The following is a 16,966-nucleotide window of genomic DNA, read 5'->3' as shown; positions in this document are numbered from 1 at the left end:
AGGACGATTTCTATGCCAGACCACAACGAAGCCCTAGCCAGCGCCCTGGAGCTGTTGCTGATCAATCAGAACGCAATTGGCGCTGCCGTTGAAGAACTTTCCAACTGGGTCGCTGATAGAGGTTCATTGGACGTTGCGGACAACATCACGACTGCCTTGGAAACACTGGACCTGAATGCCGATGGGATCGGCAATGCAATTCGAGCCCTGCGTCAGGGATAGAACTACAAACATTTTTTTTGAACCCGCTCCGGCGGGTTTTTTCATTTCTGGAGTGTACTCATGGCCGATATCGCCATTTTTGACGACGAAGCGTTTGCCGTACCGGCGCTCACCGCCGCAATCAACGAACAACCCTATCTGCCGGGCCGTATCGGCAGCCTCGGCCTCTTTCAAGAAGAGGGCGTTGCTACCCTGACAGTGCAAATCGAGAAGGATGGCGACACCCTGGCCCTTGTGCCTGCGGGTGAGCGCGGTACTTCGGGGCTGGTGGTCGGTGCCAGCAAACGCAAGATGATTCCTTTCAACACCGTGCACCTGCCGGAACGCTTTACCATCAAGGCCGACGAGATCCAGGGCATCCGAGCGTTTGGCACCCGCACCGAGTTGCAAGCGGTACAGGACGTCGTGAATACCCGGCTGGCAAAAGCGCGCCGCCAGTTGGACGCCACTCACGAATTCCAGCGCATGGGCGCACTCAACGGCCTGATTCTGGACGCCGACGGTTCGACACCTCTGTTGGACCTGTACGCCACCTTCGGAGTGTCCCGACAAAAACTGTCCATGGGGCTGAACGACCCGAGCACCGAACTGCGCGTTAAGTGCGGAGAGGCGTTGGACATGCAGGAGGACGCGCTGGGCAGCGTCACCAGCACCGGCTCCCGCGCCTTCTGTGGCAAGAATTTCTGGAACAAGCTGATCGTTCACAAGTCGGTCAAGGAAACCTACATCGCCACGCAGCAAGCGGCGGCATTGAGAGGGGACGCTCGGGAGAGTTTCGAGTTCGGCGGCATCGTCTGGGAGCGCTACCGTGGCAAGGTGGCCGGTGTGGCCTTCGTCCACGACGATAAGGCGTTGCTGGTCCCTGAAGGTGTGCCGGACCTGTACATCTCGGTGTTCGCTCCGGCGGATTACATGGAAACGGTCAATACCCAGGGCATTCCGTACTACAGCAAGCTGGAGCCGTTGCCTTTCAACAAGGGTGTGGCCGGCGAAGCGCAATCCAACCCGCTGCACCTGTGCTCACGGCCCCGTGCTCAGATCCTGCTGGAACTCTAACCATGAGCTTTCGCGAGCTGGTCAGCGACCTGGACAACACGGTATTCGATGTCCTCGGCGACTCGGTGCTGATCGAAGGCCGCCCAGTCCTTGGTATGTTTTCGGCGCCATGGCTGCAACCCAAACTCGGCCGGATAAACACCGGCCTGCGCGAGCCGCACCTGATCATCCGGGTGGCAGACGCCGAGGGCGTCAGTGAGCGACAACAGGTCGTGGTCGACCTGCCGGTGCATGACGGCGGTGGTAACTACATCGTCGTCAGGCCGGAGCCCGGCGGCGATGGCTTGGTGACTCTGGTGCTGAGGAAATCCCCATGAGCGTCGGCAGCTACGTCAAGCAGTCGGCCAGCAGCGGCATGATCACGCTGCAGGCTGATCGGTCGGATCTGAAAGCGTTTGCTGACTTCGCTGCGCTGGTGCCCAAGGCTTCCTTAGCTGCACAGCGCCGGGCCATCAACAAAACGTTGCGGTGGCTGCGAACTCACATTGCCCGCACCGTCAGCCGGCAGGAACGCATCGCGGTGTCTGCTGTACGGCAGCGCCTGCGGGCCTACCCGCTTTCCGGCAACGGGCAAGGCAAGCTGTGGTTCGGCATCAATGCGATTGAGGCCAGCCGTGCGGGTCGACCTCGACAATCACGGTCAGGTGTTTCGGTAGCAGGCCGTCGATATGAGGGGGCATTTTTCAAGAAGGTCTATGGCAGCCGGCCCGATATCTGGATTCGAACCGCGAGCAAACACTTTAAGGCCAGCGACTATCCCGATAGTGAGGTGTCTGGCGGTGGTGGGGCAAGCTCGGGCTGGATCTCGGAGAACGACAGCCGTTTTCCACTTGCCAAGGCCAAGATATCCCTGGAGGACGTCCGGCCGCACTTCGAATCATGGACCAATCGGGCTCACCAGCGCCTGCTTGAGATCCTGGAGCAGGAACTGAACTTTGAACTGCAGAAGTATCTGCGAGGATCTGCCCGTGTCTGACTTCAATCTTGAGCTTTTGTATCAGGCCGTTGAGGCTCGTATCGACCAAGCGATCCCAGGATTGGCCTGCGTGCGGACCATGCCCTATATGGCCGATCACATCGACTTGCCTGCTGCGGTGATCGAGTTGGTCGAGCTGGAGCCCGGTCGAGATCCCGGAACAGGGGAGACGGCGCTGGTTGCGCGTTTGGAGGTGCGCTTCATAGTTGGCGGTGAGGATGCCGAGTGCCAGCAGAAAGCGGCATTCGCCGCCTCACAAATGGCCGTGCTGTTGCGTATCCAGACATGGGGGCTGGAGGTTGAGCCCGCCGAGTTTGTTCGGGCAGCCCAAGACTGGACCCGCCCCGAGTTGGATGGTTACGCGGTCTGGGTCGTTGAATGGACACAAACTATTTACCTCGGTGAAGAGGAGTGGCCGTGGCCGAATCAGCCCCCGGGTACCTTGCTCTGGGGTTTCAGCCCTGACACCGGACCTGGTAGCGAAGGAAACTACCAGCCACCGGAGGATATGGCATGAGCTACCCCAGTGCGCAGCATGACCGCATGCTGGCCGGCCTGGTCAAGGGTTGTTATGTGGTCGCGCTGGATCTGACCGCTTCGCCGCCCGCATGTCGGGTGTCGGATGGGGACTGGGTCAGTGCCTGGGTGCGTTGGCACAGCATCGCCGCCGGTAAAGCCCGTCATTGGCGAGCGCCCAGCATGGGCGAGCAGGGAACTCTGGTAAGTGCCAGCGGCGATGTGGCGCAGGGCACATTTATCCCCGGTCTGTATGGCGATGCCGGGGCACCTCCGGACAACCGCGACCACGTCGAGGTGTGGCGCTTCGATGATGGTGGTTCGCTGGTCTATGACTGGCAGGCCAGTACCTACACCATCACCGTGCCAAGCGGTACCGTGACCATCAAAGCCGGCGGAACCGAAGTGGTCGTAACGGACAGCGAGATCAACGCCACGGCAGGCGATATCACCCTGACCGGCAATGTGCTGATCAACGGCCCGTTACAGGTCACGGGCGATATCAACGGCGGCGGAAAAATCATCGACACTAGTGGCAACACGCCGAACCACAAACACTGACTCCGACATTTATCCACAGCCCGCCACGTGCGGGCTTTCGCATTTTTGGAGCAACCCAAATGAGCAAAGCGCGAACAGAGACGGAGCGGACAACTGCCGATGCGGCGTTGCCTGAACCAGTCCAAACCGAGTCGCCGGCACCCATCGGACCGGCACGAGTGTTTCGCGACACCCGATACACCTCACGCACGCTGATCATGCCAGACGACAGCACCTTGCCGGTCATCGCCGGCCAGGTCACAGCCTGCGGCGATGATCAATACGCCTTTCTCAAGGCACACCCGGATATGCAACAGCTGACGGAGTAATTCCATGATCGGAGTGGACCGTCGCACGGGGCAGCCGCTGTCCGGGCAGGCGCATTTGCGGCAGTCCATCGAGGACATTCTGAGCACGTCTGTCGGCAGCCGCCGCATGCGTCCAGAGTACGGCAGCCAGATGCGCCGTTATGTCGACCTGCCAGTTAACGAGGGTTGGAAAAGCGCGGTACAGGCCGAGGTCGCTCGTGCCCTCGGGCGCTGGGAGCCTCGTTTAAAGCTTGAGCGTGTCCGGGTCATTGCGGTGGTGGATGGACAAATCACCTTGCAACTGACGGGCTCATATATTGGCGATGGCGTGGTGCTGGAGGTGAACGCATGAGCACTATCGACCTTTCGGCGTTGCCGGCGCCACAGGTGCTGGAGAGTCTGGACTTTGAAGAGTTGTATCAGGGCGAGCTGGCAACGTTTCGCGAATACATGGGCGACAACTGGACCGCTTTCCTTGAAAGCGATCCGGTAACCAAGTTGCTGGAGTTGGGGGCCTATCGGCGCATGCAGAACCGGGCCAGGGTCAACGACGCGGCCAAGGCGCTGTTCCTGGCTCATGCCACGGGTGCTGACTTGGTGCAGTTGGCCGCCAACGTGAACCTTGAGCGCCTGGTCATTCAGGCTGAGGACTTGACCGCCGTGCCGACAGTGGCGGAGGTGCTGGAAAGCTACGACGCACTGCGCGAGCGTATCCAGCTGAGGTACGAAGGGCTGACCACTGCCGGGCCGCGAAACAGCTACATCTTGCATGCCCGTAACGCCTCCGGCCTGGTGGCAGACGCCACGGCCGAAAGCCCGGCGCCGGCCGAGGTTGTCGTGACGGTACTGTCCCTGGACGGCGATGGTACGGCCAGCCCCGAGCTGTTGGTCGAAGTGGACACTTACCTCAACGATGAAGATCGGCGGCCTGTTGCTGATCGGCTGACGGTGCAGGGCGCCGAGATCCTGCCTTATCGAATCGATGCCGTGGTGTACATGGCCGGCACCGGGCCGGAAAACGAGGCAGCGCTTGCCGAGTGTAATGCGCGACTTCAGGCCTGGATCAATCCACGGCGCCGTCTGGGCGTTGAGGTGGCCCGTTCGGCGATTGATGCACAGATCCACGTCAGCGGCGTGGCCCGAGTCGAGATCCCTGGATGGGTGGACATCCGTCCAACCAAAGCCCAGGCAGCGTGGTGCACGGGGTTCACCATAAAGCGGGGTGGTAAATGAAAAGTTTGCTTCCCCTCAACAGCACTCAGCTTGAGCGGGCCATTGAGGCGGCTATCGACGAAACAACAGAGATACCGCTCAGAACCCTATACAACCCCGACACCTGCCCGGCGCACCTGCTTTACCAATTGGCTTGGGCCTGGTCCGTGGACCGCTGGGACGAGGCGTGGCCCGAAGAGGTCAAGCGTTCGGTGATCCGTTCTTCGTTCTACGTTCACGCCCATAAAGGAACCATCGGGGCTCTGCGTCGCGTGGTGGAACCGTTCGGCTACGTGATCGAGGTAGTCGAGTGGTTCCAGACCGAGCCGAAGGGGGTACCGGGAACGTTCGCCTTGAAGATCGGCATTTCCGATGAAGGCATCAGCGAAGAGACCTATCAGGAACTGACGTGGCTGATCGATGACGCCAGGCCGGTCAGTCGCCACATGACCGGATTAGCGATCAGCCTCGAAACCCGAGGGAATTTGAACATCGGTGTTGCCCTGTATGAGGGCGACGAAATCGACGTGTACCCGCCGATCATGCGTGACATTGAAGTCACCGGATCCTTCGGCGTGGTAGGGCGCGAACACACCATAGACATCTTGGACGTTTACTAATGATTGATCAGACCTCGCAATTTTTCGCGATTCTCACGAACGTGGGGGCGGCGAAACTGGCAAACGCCAATGCCCTTGGCGTTCCCTGGAAACTTACCGAGATGGGATTGGGAGACGCCAACGGCACCGACCCGATTCCAAGCGCGGTGCAAACGTCTCTTATCAACGAATGGCGTCGCCGGCCGTTGAATCAGCTTTTTATTGACCCGGTCAACCCGGCGGTAATTGTCGCGGAGCAGGTAATACCGGCCGATGAGGGCGGACGTTGGATACGTGAAATTGCCTTGTACGACGCTGACGGGGATCTGGTGGCGGTCGCGAACTGCCCACCGAGCTTTAAGCCGATCATGTCGCAGGGCTCGGGTCGGACTCAGGTCGTGCGGATGAACATCATCGTCAGCAGCACGGGCAACATCACACTCAAAATCGACCCATCGGTTGTGTTGGCGACGCGGGAGTTTGTCGAGCGGCGAATCCAGGAAGAACTGTACAAGCTAGATAACAAGCAGTCGGTGCGCGTGGCGACCACGGCCAATATCGCGTTGACTGGGCTTCAGACCATCGACGGCGTTAGCCTGTTCGCAGGCGACCGGGTGTTGGTGAAAAATCAAGTGACCTCCAAGGACAACGGCATCTACATTGTCGGCGTAGCGGCTTGGCAGCGCGCACCGGATGCTGACAGTAACGCTGAAGTCACGTCGGCGATGATTCTGTCCGTCGAGCAAGGCGCTACGCTGGCTGACACTCGCTGGCAATTGATCACAGACGGACCGATTGTTTTGGGCACTACGGCCCTGACGTTTCAAAACATCACGCAAGGCTTTGCCCCACTTAACTCGCCCGCGTTTTTGGGTGTACCTACGGCACCCACAGCCATCCCTAACGCAAATAATACGCAGGTTGCCACGACAGCCTTTGCCAAGACGATGTTGGCCGCTGTCGGCCTTGGTGATGTTTCGCCAAGCGCAACTATCCTCGATATGGATGACGCAACCTTTGCCTCTGGTTTTTACTATGCCAGTGCAACCTCGACCGCCAATTTGCCGGTTGAGGCCAACGGTACGGTGATACACAAAATTTATGGCGGCGGCGGTCTGCAAATTTTCCAAGCCTATGCAAATAACCTTCTCCTGTGGCGCCGCCGGAGTCTTACCCAATGGGAGCCTTGGAATTCCCTTGCAGCGTTGGATAGCCCCGTGTTTGTTGGTAACCCAACTGCACCAACACCACCGCAATTCGATAAGGACAAATCGCTAGCCACCACTGAATTCGTACAGCGCGAAAAAGGGAGTTTTGCCAGTAGTGCGGGAATCGCCGGTGGAAACGTCACCCTAACGGCTGCGCACGTCGGCACACGTATCGAGTTGTCCGCAAACGGTACGTTGACATTGCCCAAGGCAAGTACGCTGCCCAAGGGGTCGTCAATTCTGATTACGACTTCTAGCGCGGTCGATGCGGCCAAGTTGGCGCTGTTGGCAGGTGACTCACTGGCTATCAATAACGTTGCCGTCTCCACGCCTTACACCATGGCCGTTGGGTCGGACATATTGCTGGTGTCGGACGGTGCGATGTGGCGGGCCCACGCCAGTCTTGAGTGTTTGCGATCGTCTCCAATGTTTGCGGCCATTTTTGGAGCTAACGGCCATCAAGTTTTGCCCAGTGGCTGGATATTTAAAATAGGGCATGCATCAACGGATACTGCGTCAGGAACAGTGCCAGTAACGTTCCCCGTCGCATTTCCTACTGCCTGTATGTATGTGGGAGCCATGTATGCGGGGGCTGGTGCGGCGCCTAATCCAAGTCTTTGTCAGTGCTCACAGCCGACCCGTACAGGTTTTACGGGCTTCATGACCAACGTGACTAGCAACAATTCCGCTGTGACTGTTGGTGGTTACAACTGGCTAGCCATCGGCTATTGAGGGTATTTATGTTCGCTAAATGGATTGAAGAAGATGGTCGATTTGCCTTCGAATTGACTGATAACGGAGGCATCGAAATATCTGATGAGGACCACGCCGCACTGTTTGAGCCGCGCCAGGTGGTCAAGATCATTGGAAAGGGCGCTGATGGCCGACCAGAGCTGCAGGATCCACCGCCGCCGACTGTAGAGGAACTAGCTGGCATCGAGCGGGCCTGGCGCGATAACCAACTATCACTCACTGATGGGGTTGTGACACGCCATCGAGACGAGATGGAGGAGGGCGTCGTAACAACATTGACTGCTGAGCAATATGCGGAGCTTCAAACCTACCGACGGGCCCTGCGCAACTGGCCGGAGGCCGGCGAATTTCCATTGACTGATCATCGGCCTCCAATCCCCGCCTGGCTGCCTCATCAATCCGAATAAACGCCCCGCATCGACGGGGCGTTTTCTTTTCCGCCTCATCACAAGCTAGGCCCTGCATTGCGGGGCCTTTTCGTATCTGGAGAACCTATGAGCTTCTTTCACGGCGTTACCACCACGAACGTCGACACCGGCGCTCGTGTCATTGCGTTGCCTTCGTCCTCGATCATTGGACTCGTTGACACCTTTGTACCGGCGCCTGCCTACAGCGCGCAGCCCAATGACCTGGTGGTGATCACCAATGAGCGCGAAGCGGTGGCTGCCTTCGGTGCCGACTCGGCGATTACCAAAGCCTGCAAGGCCATTTACACCCGGGCCAAGGCGGTGATCGTCGCCTGTGGTGTGGCCCAGTTGGCCGATCCGGCTGCACAGACCTCGGCAATCATTGGCGGCGTTCTGGCTGACGGCAAGCGTACTGGCCTGCAGGCGCTGCTGGACGGCAAGAGCCGGTTCAACGCGCAGCCGCGGCTGTTGGTGACTCCCAAGCACAGCGCGACACAGGCTGTCGGTACCGCCCTGGTGGCAGTGGCCGACAAGTTGCGAGGGCTTGCCATCCTCGACGGTCCAAACACCACCGATGAGGCGGTTATGGCCTACGCCGAGAACTTCGGCGCCAAGCGGGCGTACCTGGTTGACCCCGGCGTGCGGTATTGGGACACCACGGCGGACGCCACGGTCGACGCGCCGGGCTCGGCCTGGGTGGCGGGCTTGTTCGCCTGGACCGATAGCGAATACGGCTTCTGGGCTTCGCCTTCGAACAAAGAATTTGTCGGCATCACTGGCACCACGCGGCCCATTGAGTTCCTGGACGGTGACGAAACCTGCCGAGCCAACCTGCTCAACAACGCCAACATCACCACGATCATCCGTGATGACGGCTTCCGCCTGTGGGGCAACCGCACGCTGTCGAGCGATCCGAAGTGGGCGTTCGTTACCCGCGTTCGGACGATGGACATCGTCATGGACGCGATCCTCTACGGCCACAAATGGGCGGTGGACCGCTCCATCACAGCGACATACATCAAGGATGTGACCGAAGGTCTGCAGGCGTTCATGCGCGACCTGAAAGCCCAAGGCGCAATCATCAACTTCGAGGTGTATGCCGACCCGGAGCTGAACACGGCCAGCCAGCTGGAGCAGGGCAAGGTGTATTGGAACATCCGCTTCACCGACGTTCCGCCGGCAGAAAACCCCAACTTCCGCGTAGAGGTCACCAATCAATGGCTGACCGAAGTCCTCGACACCGCCGCTTAAGGAGCGACCTCAATGGCAATGATTCCCGAAACCCTGGCGAACCTGAACTTGTTCGCCGACGGCGTCAGCTTCCAGGGCGATGTGCCGAGCCTGACGCTCCCCAAGCTCACGCTCAAGATGGAAGAGCATCGCGGCGGCGGCATGGACGCGCCGGTCGAGCTGGACATGGGCATGGAAAAACAGGAAGCGAGCTTTACTACCACTGGCGTACGCCGTGAGTCGTTGAAGTTCTTCGGCTTGGCCGACGGCACGGCGTTTAACGGTACGTTCCGAGGGGCCTATAAAGGGCTCAAAGGCAAAGTCACGCCGGTCATCGTCACCCTGCGCGGCACGTTGAAAGAAGTCGACATGGGCGACTGGAAGCCGGGCGACAAGGCCGAGATCAAGCACTCCATCGGGCTGACCTACTACAAGCTCGAAGTGGACGGACGAACCGTCTACGAGATCGACCCCATCGGCATGCGCCGTGTCATCAACGGCGTTGATCAACTGGCCGTCCAGCGTTCCGCATTGGGACTTTAACTCTTCTTGATACCCCGCCTGGCGATTCGCCCGGGCGGCGGCTCCTCTGTTTAAGGACATACCTCTATGAGCAGTACCGCAATTCCAAGCTGGATGACCCTGGCCGCTGACCGCGTCACCGTAAAACTGACTGTGCCATCTGAAGCCAACGGCGTGCGTGTCGATACGCTGAGCCTCCGAACACCGACCGTACGTGACCTTCGTATCGCCCGCCAAACAGCGCCCAATGATGAAGAACAGCAAGACCTGAACTTGTTCGCCTCCCTGGCCGAAGTCGGAACCAAGGATCTGGATGGCTTGACGCTGAAGGACTTCAACCGCATACAGGCCGGCTATTTTCGCCTGGTGCGAGAAGATGAACTTCAACCCCAAGGTGCAGAAGCAACTGGCTAAGCGTCTAGCCACCGAGCTGAATTTTTCCGCCGCTGAAATTCTCGCCATGCCGTTCTCCGACATGGTCTGGTGGCTCTCAGACTGAAACAAGGGGTAGACGATGGCAAGCAAACTGGCGTTATCGCTGGTGATTGGCGGCGCCGTTAGTTCGACGATGGCGTCTGCCTTCCGCACGGTTGAAGGCCACATCAAAAAGCTGGAGGACAAAGGCAGCAAGGCCAAGGTGCTCAAGAGCACCATTGGCGAAACCATCCGCCTGCGTGATGAATGGAAGCGGGCGCACGACAGCGGCGCTGCTTCGGCCGATGGCCTGTTGCGCAAACTCAACGGCAACCTTGATGCCCTGCGCAAGCAGGGCGTGGAGGTGGGCAGGCTGGGGCAGGAGTACCAGCGCCTCGGCCGTGCAGCTAAAGCCGCCGATCTGCAGCTCAAAGGTCACCAGCAGCTCGATGCCGGCAAGAAAGGACTCACGTCGAGCATTGGTCAGGGTGTTGTAGCCACAGGCCTGGCGGCGATTCCGACCAAGGTCAGCGCGGATTATCAGGCGATCATCCGTGACATCGCGATCAAGGCGGATGTGGTCAACAAGCCGCAAGAAACACAGCTTAGTCAGACAGTAATCCAGACCTCTCGCGATACGGGTATGGCCCGTAACGACGTGGCGGACCTGGTGAATCAGCTGGTCGGTGCAGGTATGGACCTTAAGCAGGCCATGGCCTACGCACCGACGGCCGCGAAGTTTGCCATCGGCCAGGGCGCATCCGGCGTCGACACGGCCAGCATGATCATGGCGCTGCAGCAGAACGCCAAGATCAACGACCCGAAGGTGATGCAGCAGGCCCTGGAGGCCATCGCCTATCAGGGACAGGCGGGGAGCTTCGAGGCCAGCGACATGGCCCGGTGGTTCCCTCAACTGTTGGCAAGCATGGAGAAAAACGGTAGCACCGGCATGGAAGCGGTCAGCTCCTTGGGCGCGATGCTCCAGGTGCAGATGAAAACGGCCGGGGGCTCGGACGAAGCGGCCAACAACCTCAAGAACTGGATGGAAAAAATCGGTTCGGGCGACGTGGTCAAGGCGTACAAGGACGCCGGTATCGACTATCAAGCCTCCTTGAACACTGGCATCCAGAAGGGCATGTCGACCCTGGAATCCAGCTTCGCCCTGGCGATGAAATACATCCAGGCCACCGACCCGGCAAAGGCCGCGAAGATGGCCGAGGCCCAGGCCAAGATCAGCAAGGAGACGGATCCGGAGAAGGCCAAGGCGGCGCTCGATGCGTTGGAGAAATCCCTGCGTACCGGTGACCTGTTCGCAGACATGCAGGTCAAGGCGGCGCTCACGGCCTACTCGCAAAACAAGTCGCTGTACGAGCAGTTGAAAAAGGATTCGCAGTCCTCTGGCGGGATCCTCGATAAGAACCTGGCCGAGCGGCGCGAAACGTCGAAGCAGATGTGGGACGAGCTGGGCCAGGCGGTTAGCGATGGCATGCGCAGCGTGGGTGACGCCATCCGCCCAGCGACCGATGCGGTCGCCCAGGGCCTGACTTCAATTGTGCGTGGGCTGACCAAGCTTTCGGATGGTTCGCAACCGGTGGTGCTTGGCATTGCTGCCATCACCGCCGGCCTGTTGGCCCTCAAGACGACTGCCAGCGCGGTGAAGATTGGCAAGGGGCTCTACAACATATCGCGTGGTCGAGCGATGGAACGAGGCGCGGGTGCCCTGGGTGGTGCCGCTGCCAAGGCTCCGAAAACCGGTATCAAAACGGTGGACAAGGGCCTGGGTGTGCTCGGCAAACTCATGGGAGGCAGTTCGGAGGCTGGCAGCGAGCCGCAGCGGGTCTTTGTCGTCAATGCGGATGCTATCGGCAGGGCCAGTGCCAGCGGTCCGGGGACAGATCCTGGAGGCGCTGCGCGCAAGCGTCAACGTGGCCGCCGTGGTCGTCGTTCTGGCATAGGGGCTATGCCGCGCAAGCGGATGATGGTTCGGGCACCGAGTGCCCCGGCAGTGGCCGCACCCGCAATGCCATCTCTGCCCAAAGCGTCTGCATTGTCCGCCTTACCCAAGGCCGCAGCGGTGGCCGCTCTCCCTATGGCTGCGGTCGCAGAGGCCGTTCCTAGCGGTTCACTCGGTCAGGCGGTGAAGTCGATAAGAGGGGTTACGCGTCTTTCCAAGCGTGTCCCAGGTGGATCGGTGCTCGATGCGGGAGTGGGTGCCCTGGACACCGCACTCAACGCCACAACGCAGGATGAAAAAGCCGAAGGATACGGCAGCGCGGCCGGTGGTCTGGCGGGCGCGCTTGCGGGTGGTGCTGCCGGTGCCGCTATTGGTTCAGTGGTACCGATCATCGGTACCGCCATCGGCGGAGCAATTGGTGCCGCTTTGGGCGGCCTGGGTGGCGAGAGTATCGGTGGCTTCCTGGGCAAGTCCTGGTTTGGCAGTGATGACAAGGTTGAGGACGCAAAAGCAGACAAGCCAGCGGCCTCTACTGACGCACCGACCAAGCCGCCCGAAGTCGCGAAGGTGGCAGAGCCGACGCCGCCTGTGCCGCCAAAAGTTGAGCAGGCTTTCAGCTTTGCGCCGCAAGTCTCCATCACCGTGCAAGGCGATGTAAAAGACCCGGCGCAGCTGGCTCGGGATCTGGAGCCGCATCTGCGCCAGTTAATGGAGTCCTTCTCCCGGGACGTGGCCGCCCGTCAAGCGTCGAGTCAGTTGTTCGATTCCCCTCACGTTTAAGGAGGTGCCATGGCCTACATGGAGCAACTGCAATCGGTGTTCAAATCACTGCTTGCAGCGGGGGAGGCTGGCCGTACCAGTCTCGACGGCATGCTGGGCCCGCTCAACGGTGCAATCAGCGACATGACGGGTGCCGCCTCGGAGTTGGAGGGAGTGCCCTTCATTGGGCCTGCCATCGGCGCCAAGATGCAACGGACCATGCGGGCCATCAACGCGGCACAGTCCACCGTGGGCCAGGTGGCGGCGAAGTACAACCAAGCCGTCACCGCAGCCGGCCAAGTCCAAGAGCGGCTGGGTTCGCTCAAGGAGCAGGCAGGCAAGGCGGGAGCAGCGATTAATCGCATCGCCGGCCAGGTGAGCCCCTCGCTGAGCAACATCATGCCCACGGGTTCATTTGCTCCACAGCTGACACCAGCGGCCGAGGCGGTGAAGCCGTTCCCGCACCTGCTGATCATGCAGCCCTTGGAGCCGAACGCGCAGCCGTACTACTTCAACCTGGATACGGCGGCTTTCGAGGAGCTACGTCGGCAGACATCGTTTCGTTGGGCAGGCCAGGAACGTCTGACACGCAGCATCGCCCAGCAGGCGGTCGGCCAGGGAGAGGACAAGATCAGCCTCAAGGGCGTGATTTTTCCCGGCTTCAAAGGTGGGCTCAAACAGCTGGACACCTTGCGTACCATCGGGCGACGTCTGCAGCCGGTGAACCTGACCACCGGCTACGGCGAAGTGCTCGGCACCTGGTGCCTGCTCAACATCGAGGAAGAGCAAAGCAACCTGCTCGCGGGTGGTATTCCGCGTAAGCAATCCTTTTCACTGGAGTTTGTGAGCTATGGCGACGACCTGCAGAACGTCTGACGGGGATCTGTTGGACACCGTCTGTCATCACTACTACGGCCATCTGAATGGCACGGTGGAGGCCGTGCTTGCCGCCAATCAAGGCCTGGCCGATGAGCCTCAACCGTTTCGCGCTGGTGTGATCATCCTGCTGCCGGATCTGCCAGCGCAGACGCTGGAGGATATCCAGCTGTGGGATTAAACAGCACCGTCATTCCTCAAAAGCCCCGCCCTGTGCGGGGCTTCTTGTTTCTGGAGTATCACCATGAAGCCGACCTTTCGCATCGTTGCGGACGGCAAGGACATCACCACGCTGATCAACGATCGCCTGTTAGAGCTGCGTGTCTCGGACAAGCCCGGCATGGAGTCGGACGACTTCGAGCTGCGCATTGATGACCGGGATCAAGCGGTCGCGTTACCCACGCGGGGCGCAAGTATTGAGGTCTACCTGGGCTACACCGACAAGGCCCTTACTCGCCTGGGGCTGTACACCGTGGATGAAATCCAGGTGTCCGGGCCTCCGGATACGCTGATCATTCGGGGTAAAGCCAGTGACATGCGCGGCAGCGGCAAGACCGTGCGCAGCGGGTCCTGGGAAAACGTGCCCCTGCAGCAAATTGTCCGCGACGTGGCAGCCCGCAATGGTTGGCAGCCGGTGTGTCCGGTGCAAACCAAGGTGCCTCGAGTCGACCAACTCAACGAGTCGGATTACAACTTCATCACCCGCCTTGCCAAACAATATGACTGCACGGCCAAGCTGGCCGACGGCAAGCTGTTGGTCATGCCTCGGCAAGGTGGTCAAACAGCCAGCGGCAAGAACCTGAGCCCTGTGGTTCTGAGGCGCTCTGATCTGAGCCGCTATCAATTCCGTCTCGGCGACCGCAATACGCAAAAGGCGGTACGCACCAAGCACCAGGACAAAAAGTCCGGCGCGCTTAAGGTGGTCGAGCTGGACAACGACGACCTACCGAACGGCCTGCCAGCGGTCCATACCGACCGGCATATCTACCCCAACAAGTCAGCCGCCGAGCAGGCCGCCAAGGCGCGCTTGGCCGCGTTCAATCGCAGCAGCGCCGGGGTTCGCCTGGAAATGGCCGGGCGTACCGATGTATTTGCCGAACGGTCCATCATCGTTCAGGGGATCAAGCCCGGGCTTGACGGTGAATACCTGGCTGAGGCGGTGGAGCAATTGTTTACCCCCAGTGGCTGGACCACCGCAGTCGAGTGCAACGGCGGCAAGAAGGGCAAGGCCAATGCCAAGGGGAAGAAAAAGAAGAAGGAAGCCAAGCCGGTCAAGGTCGTCCAGCTTTAAGCGGACTCAGCACCACCTCAAACACAACCGCAACCCGCCATCGAGCGGGCTTTTTTTGGAGCCCCCATGCCACTCACTGAGCAGCAACTACAGCGCATCATGCCCAACGCCCGCCGCCAAGCGGGCGTTTTTGTATCGGCCCTGAACGCCGCCATGGCCCACCGACAGATCGACACGCCCAAGCGGCAGGCGGCATTCCTGGCCCAGGTTGGGCATGAATCCGGCCAACTGCAGTACGTGCGGGAGCTGGGCGGCGATCAGTACCTCAGCAAATACGACACCGGTTCGCTGGCGTCGAAACTCGGCAACACGCCCGAGCCCGACGGAGATGGCCAGCGCTATCGCGGTCGCGGCTTGATCCAGATTACCGGTGCCCACAACTACCTGCGCTGCAGCTTGGCGCTGTTCGGCGACGAGCGTCTGTTGCGTACGCCCGAAGTGCTGGAACTGCCCCAATGGGCGGCCGAGTCGGCTGCGTGGTTCTGGTGGGTCAGGGAGCTGAACGTGCTGGCTGATCGGGATGAGTTCGAAAAGATCACCCGGAAAATCAACGGCGGGCTCAACGGCTTGGCAGATCGCCTGCAGCTGTGGGAGCGGGCGAGGGCGGTGTTATGCGTCTCGTCGACCTGATCCCGCTGCAATACCGCGTGCTGGTCGCCGGCCTTTTACTGCTCGCTTTGGTCGCCACTTCGGCGGCCATCGCCTGGACAGTCCAGGGCTGGCGATACGGTCAGCAGTTGGAAAAACAAGCCCGGCTCCACACCGAAACCCTCAACCAAATAACCCTGGCCTCGGCCGCGCTGCAGCGTACCGAGCAAGACAAGCGCCTGGCCCTGGAACAGCGGCTGGCCGCCAAAGACCAAACCCACTATCGAGCCCTAACCGATGCCCAACGTGATCAGGATCGCCTGCGTGATCGCCTCGCTACTGCTGATGTCCGGCTGTCAGTCCTACTCGACGCCACCGATACCATCAACGGCTGTGCAGTGCCAGCCGCCACCGGCACCGGCGGCGTGGTTCATGGAGCCACACGCGCCCGACTTGACCCGGCGCATGCTCAACGAATTATCGGCATCACCGATGCCGGCGACCGGGGGCTGATAGCCCTGGCTGCTTGCCAGGCCTATGCCAAAGAAGTTTCAACACCGAAGTGAAAAGAAGCGACCGGGCCGGATGCGCCAACATCCGACCCGGTCGCCGTCCCTGCAGATGTCCCTGCAAGTCCAGCCAAGGCTCCTGCTCCGTGCACAAAGCGCGGCGAGCCTAGCACCTGTTTATCCATACAGTAAAGGTCTTGCTTTCAATGAGTTCACCCATCATCCCTTGGATGGGCGGCAAGCGCCGCCTAGCCGACCGCCTCATTCCGCTTTTTCCGCCTCACGAATGCTATGTCGAAGTCTTTGCCGGCGGTGCCGCGCTTTACTTCATGCGACCCCAGGCCGCTCCCGTTGAAGTCCTGAACGATATCAACGGCGATCTGGTGACGCTCTATCGCGTCGTGCAGAACCACCTGGAAGAATTCGTGCGCCAGTTCAAATGGGCGCTCAGCTCCCGCCAGGTGTTCGAGTGGCAGAAAATGACCCGTCCTGAAACCCTCACCGACATCCAGCGCGCCGCCCGGTTCTTCTACCTGCAGCACCATGCCTTCGCCGGCAAGGTCACCGGGCAAACGTTCGGCACCGCAACCACTGGCCCGGCCATTAACCTGCTGCGGATCGAGGAGAACCTCTCGGCCGCATGGCAACGACTGTCCGGCACCTACGTCGAAAACCTCCCCTGGCTTGATTGTGCTGAGCGCTATGACCGCGCTCATACGTTCCACTACATGGACCCGCCGTACTGGCAGACCGCTGGTTATGGCGTGGACTTCCCGTTCGAGAATTACGAGCGGATGGCTGACTTCATGCGCCGTTGCAAGGGCAAGGTAATGGTCAGCATCAACGACCACCCGGACATCCGCCGCGTGTTCGAAGGCTTCCAAATGATATCGATTGATATCCACTATAGTAGTAATAATCAACGGCATGGTAAAACTAGCAGTAGTGATGAGTTGGCAATTTTGAACTGGACTCCTGTAATGCAGAGGGGACTATTTGATGTGGTCGGATAAATAGCTGATTAGC

At 60.1% G+C, this 16,966-nt stretch carries 22 protein-coding genes; all 22 read left to right on the top strand.

Translation table 11 applies throughout. The features are described 5' to 3' along the window. Positions 1–12: 12 nt before the first annotated feature. Entirely contained in the window at positions 13–222 is a 210-nt protein-coding gene (locus AD659_RS19200) for a hypothetical protein (protein ID WP_053124071.1), read from the top strand. A 60-nt stretch (positions 223–282) separates the two neighbouring features. Continuing rightward, the gene (locus AD659_RS19195) at positions 283–1,278 is read left to right on the top strand and encodes a major capsid protein (RefSeq protein WP_053124069.1); all 996 of its coding nucleotides are present in this window, start codon (positions 283–285) and stop codon (positions 1,276–1,278) included. 2 nt (positions 1,279–1,280) lie between these two features. Further along, positions 1,281–1,595 carry a head-tail joining protein gene (locus AD659_RS19190; RefSeq protein ID WP_053124067.1) on the top strand — a complete coding sequence of 105 codons (315 nt, stop codon included), beginning with the start codon at positions 1,281–1,283 and terminating at the stop codon, positions 1,593–1,595. Next, on the top strand, positions 1,592–2,254 hold the full coding sequence (locus tag AD659_RS19185) for a hypothetical protein (protein ID WP_053124065.1): 663 nt from the start codon (positions 1,592–1,594) through the stop codon (positions 2,252–2,254). The genes AD659_RS19190 and AD659_RS19185 overlap by 4 nt, the downstream gene beginning before the upstream one ends. Next, entirely contained in the window at positions 2,247–2,771 is a 525-nt protein-coding gene (locus AD659_RS19180) for a hypothetical protein (protein ID WP_153043895.1), read from the top strand. Before AD659_RS19185 ends, AD659_RS19180 begins: the two co-directional genes overlap by 8 nt. Continuing rightward, complete coding sequence (locus tag AD659_RS19175) at positions 2,768–3,331, top strand: phage baseplate assembly protein V (protein WP_053124063.1); 564 nt, start codon at positions 2,768–2,770, stop codon at positions 3,329–3,331. Before AD659_RS19180 ends, AD659_RS19175 begins: the two co-directional genes overlap by 4 nt. A gap of 59 nt (positions 3,332–3,390) precedes the next feature. Beyond that, on the top strand, positions 3,391–3,639 hold the full coding sequence (locus tag AD659_RS19170; RefSeq protein WP_053124061.1) for a hypothetical protein: 249 nt from the start codon (positions 3,391–3,393) through the stop codon (positions 3,637–3,639). Positions 3,640–3,643: 4 nt separating this feature from the next. Beyond that, positions 3,644–3,970 carry a GPW/gp25 family protein gene (locus AD659_RS19165; protein WP_053124059.1) on the top strand — a complete coding sequence of 109 codons (327 nt, stop codon included), beginning with the start codon at positions 3,644–3,646 and terminating at the stop codon, positions 3,968–3,970. After that, positions 3,967–4,851 carry a baseplate assembly protein gene (locus AD659_RS19160; protein ID WP_053124057.1) on the top strand — a complete coding sequence of 295 codons (885 nt, stop codon included), beginning with the start codon at positions 3,967–3,969 and terminating at the stop codon, positions 4,849–4,851. The genes AD659_RS19165 and AD659_RS19160 overlap by 4 nt, the downstream gene beginning before the upstream one ends. Continuing rightward, a complete protein-coding gene (locus tag AD659_RS19155) occupies positions 4,848–5,450 on the top strand; it encodes a phage tail protein I (protein WP_053124055.1) in 603 nt (200 codons plus the stop codon). The genes AD659_RS19160 and AD659_RS19155 overlap by 4 nt, the downstream gene beginning before the upstream one ends. Further along, positions 5,450–7,369 carry a phage tail-collar fiber domain-containing protein gene (locus AD659_RS30245; RefSeq protein WP_063680128.1) on the top strand — a complete coding sequence of 640 codons (1,920 nt, stop codon included), beginning with the start codon at positions 5,450–5,452 and terminating at the stop codon, positions 7,367–7,369. The genes AD659_RS19155 and AD659_RS30245 overlap by 1 nt, the downstream gene beginning before the upstream one ends. An 8-nt stretch (positions 7,370–7,377) precedes the next feature. Then, complete coding sequence (locus AD659_RS19145) at positions 7,378–7,797, top strand: hypothetical protein (RefSeq protein ID WP_053124053.1); 420 nt, start codon at positions 7,378–7,380, stop codon at positions 7,795–7,797. A gap of 87 nt (positions 7,798–7,884) precedes the next feature. Beyond that, positions 7,885–9,048, top strand: a complete 1,164-nt coding sequence (locus AD659_RS19140) for a phage tail sheath subtilisin-like domain-containing protein (protein WP_053124051.1) — start codon at positions 7,885–7,887, stop codon at positions 9,046–9,048. Positions 9,049–9,060: 12 nt separating this feature from the next. Then, a complete protein-coding gene (locus tag AD659_RS19135; RefSeq protein ID WP_053124050.1) occupies positions 9,061–9,570 on the top strand; it encodes a phage major tail tube protein in 510 nt (169 codons plus the stop codon). 66 nt (positions 9,571–9,636) lie between these two features. Further along, positions 9,637–9,963 (top strand): phage tail assembly protein, encoded by a 327-nt coding sequence (locus tag AD659_RS19130; RefSeq protein ID WP_014339635.1) that lies wholly within the window; start codon positions 9,637–9,639, stop codon positions 9,961–9,963. Positions 9,964–10,063: 100 nt separating this feature from the next. Continuing rightward, a complete protein-coding gene (locus AD659_RS19125) occupies positions 10,064–12,697 on the top strand; it encodes a phage tail tape measure protein (protein ID WP_053124047.1) in 2,634 nt (877 codons plus the stop codon). A 9-nt stretch (positions 12,698–12,706) separates the two neighbouring features. Then, entirely contained in the window at positions 12,707–13,552 is an 846-nt protein-coding gene (locus AD659_RS19120; protein ID WP_053124045.1) for a phage tail protein, read from the top strand. Continuing rightward, positions 13,527–13,733, top strand: coding sequence for a tail protein X (locus AD659_RS19115; protein ID WP_053124044.1), 207 nt, complete (start codon positions 13,527–13,529; stop codon positions 13,731–13,733). Before AD659_RS19120 ends, AD659_RS19115 begins: the two co-directional genes overlap by 26 nt. A gap of 63 nt (positions 13,734–13,796) precedes the next feature. Further along, positions 13,797–14,843: a phage late control D family protein gene (locus AD659_RS19110; RefSeq protein WP_053124042.1), complete on the top strand. Its 1,047-nt coding sequence runs from the start codon at positions 13,797–13,799 to the stop codon at positions 14,841–14,843. 66 nt (positions 14,844–14,909) lie between these two features. Beyond that, positions 14,910–15,473: a glycoside hydrolase family 19 protein gene (locus AD659_RS19105; protein WP_053124040.1), complete on the top strand. Its 564-nt coding sequence runs from the start codon at positions 14,910–14,912 to the stop codon at positions 15,471–15,473. Continuing rightward, the gene (locus AD659_RS19100) at positions 15,455–15,997 is read left to right on the top strand and encodes a lysis system i-spanin subunit Rz (protein ID WP_053124038.1); all 543 of its coding nucleotides are present in this window, start codon (positions 15,455–15,457) and stop codon (positions 15,995–15,997) included. Before AD659_RS19105 ends, AD659_RS19100 begins: the two co-directional genes overlap by 19 nt. 149 nt (positions 15,998–16,146) lie before the next feature. Beyond that, complete coding sequence (locus AD659_RS19095; RefSeq protein ID WP_053124036.1) at positions 16,147–16,953, top strand: DNA adenine methylase; 807 nt, start codon at positions 16,147–16,149, stop codon at positions 16,951–16,953. Positions 16,954–16,966 lie beyond the last annotated feature (13 nt).

Source organism: Pseudomonas thivervalensis (assembly GCF_001269655.1).
GTDB lineage: Bacteria > Pseudomonadota > Gammaproteobacteria > Pseudomonadales > Pseudomonadaceae > Aquipseudomonas > Aquipseudomonas thivervalensis.
The sequence above is the reverse complement of the archived record's forward strand: the minus strand, read 5'-3'. Positions and strand labels throughout refer to the sequence as shown.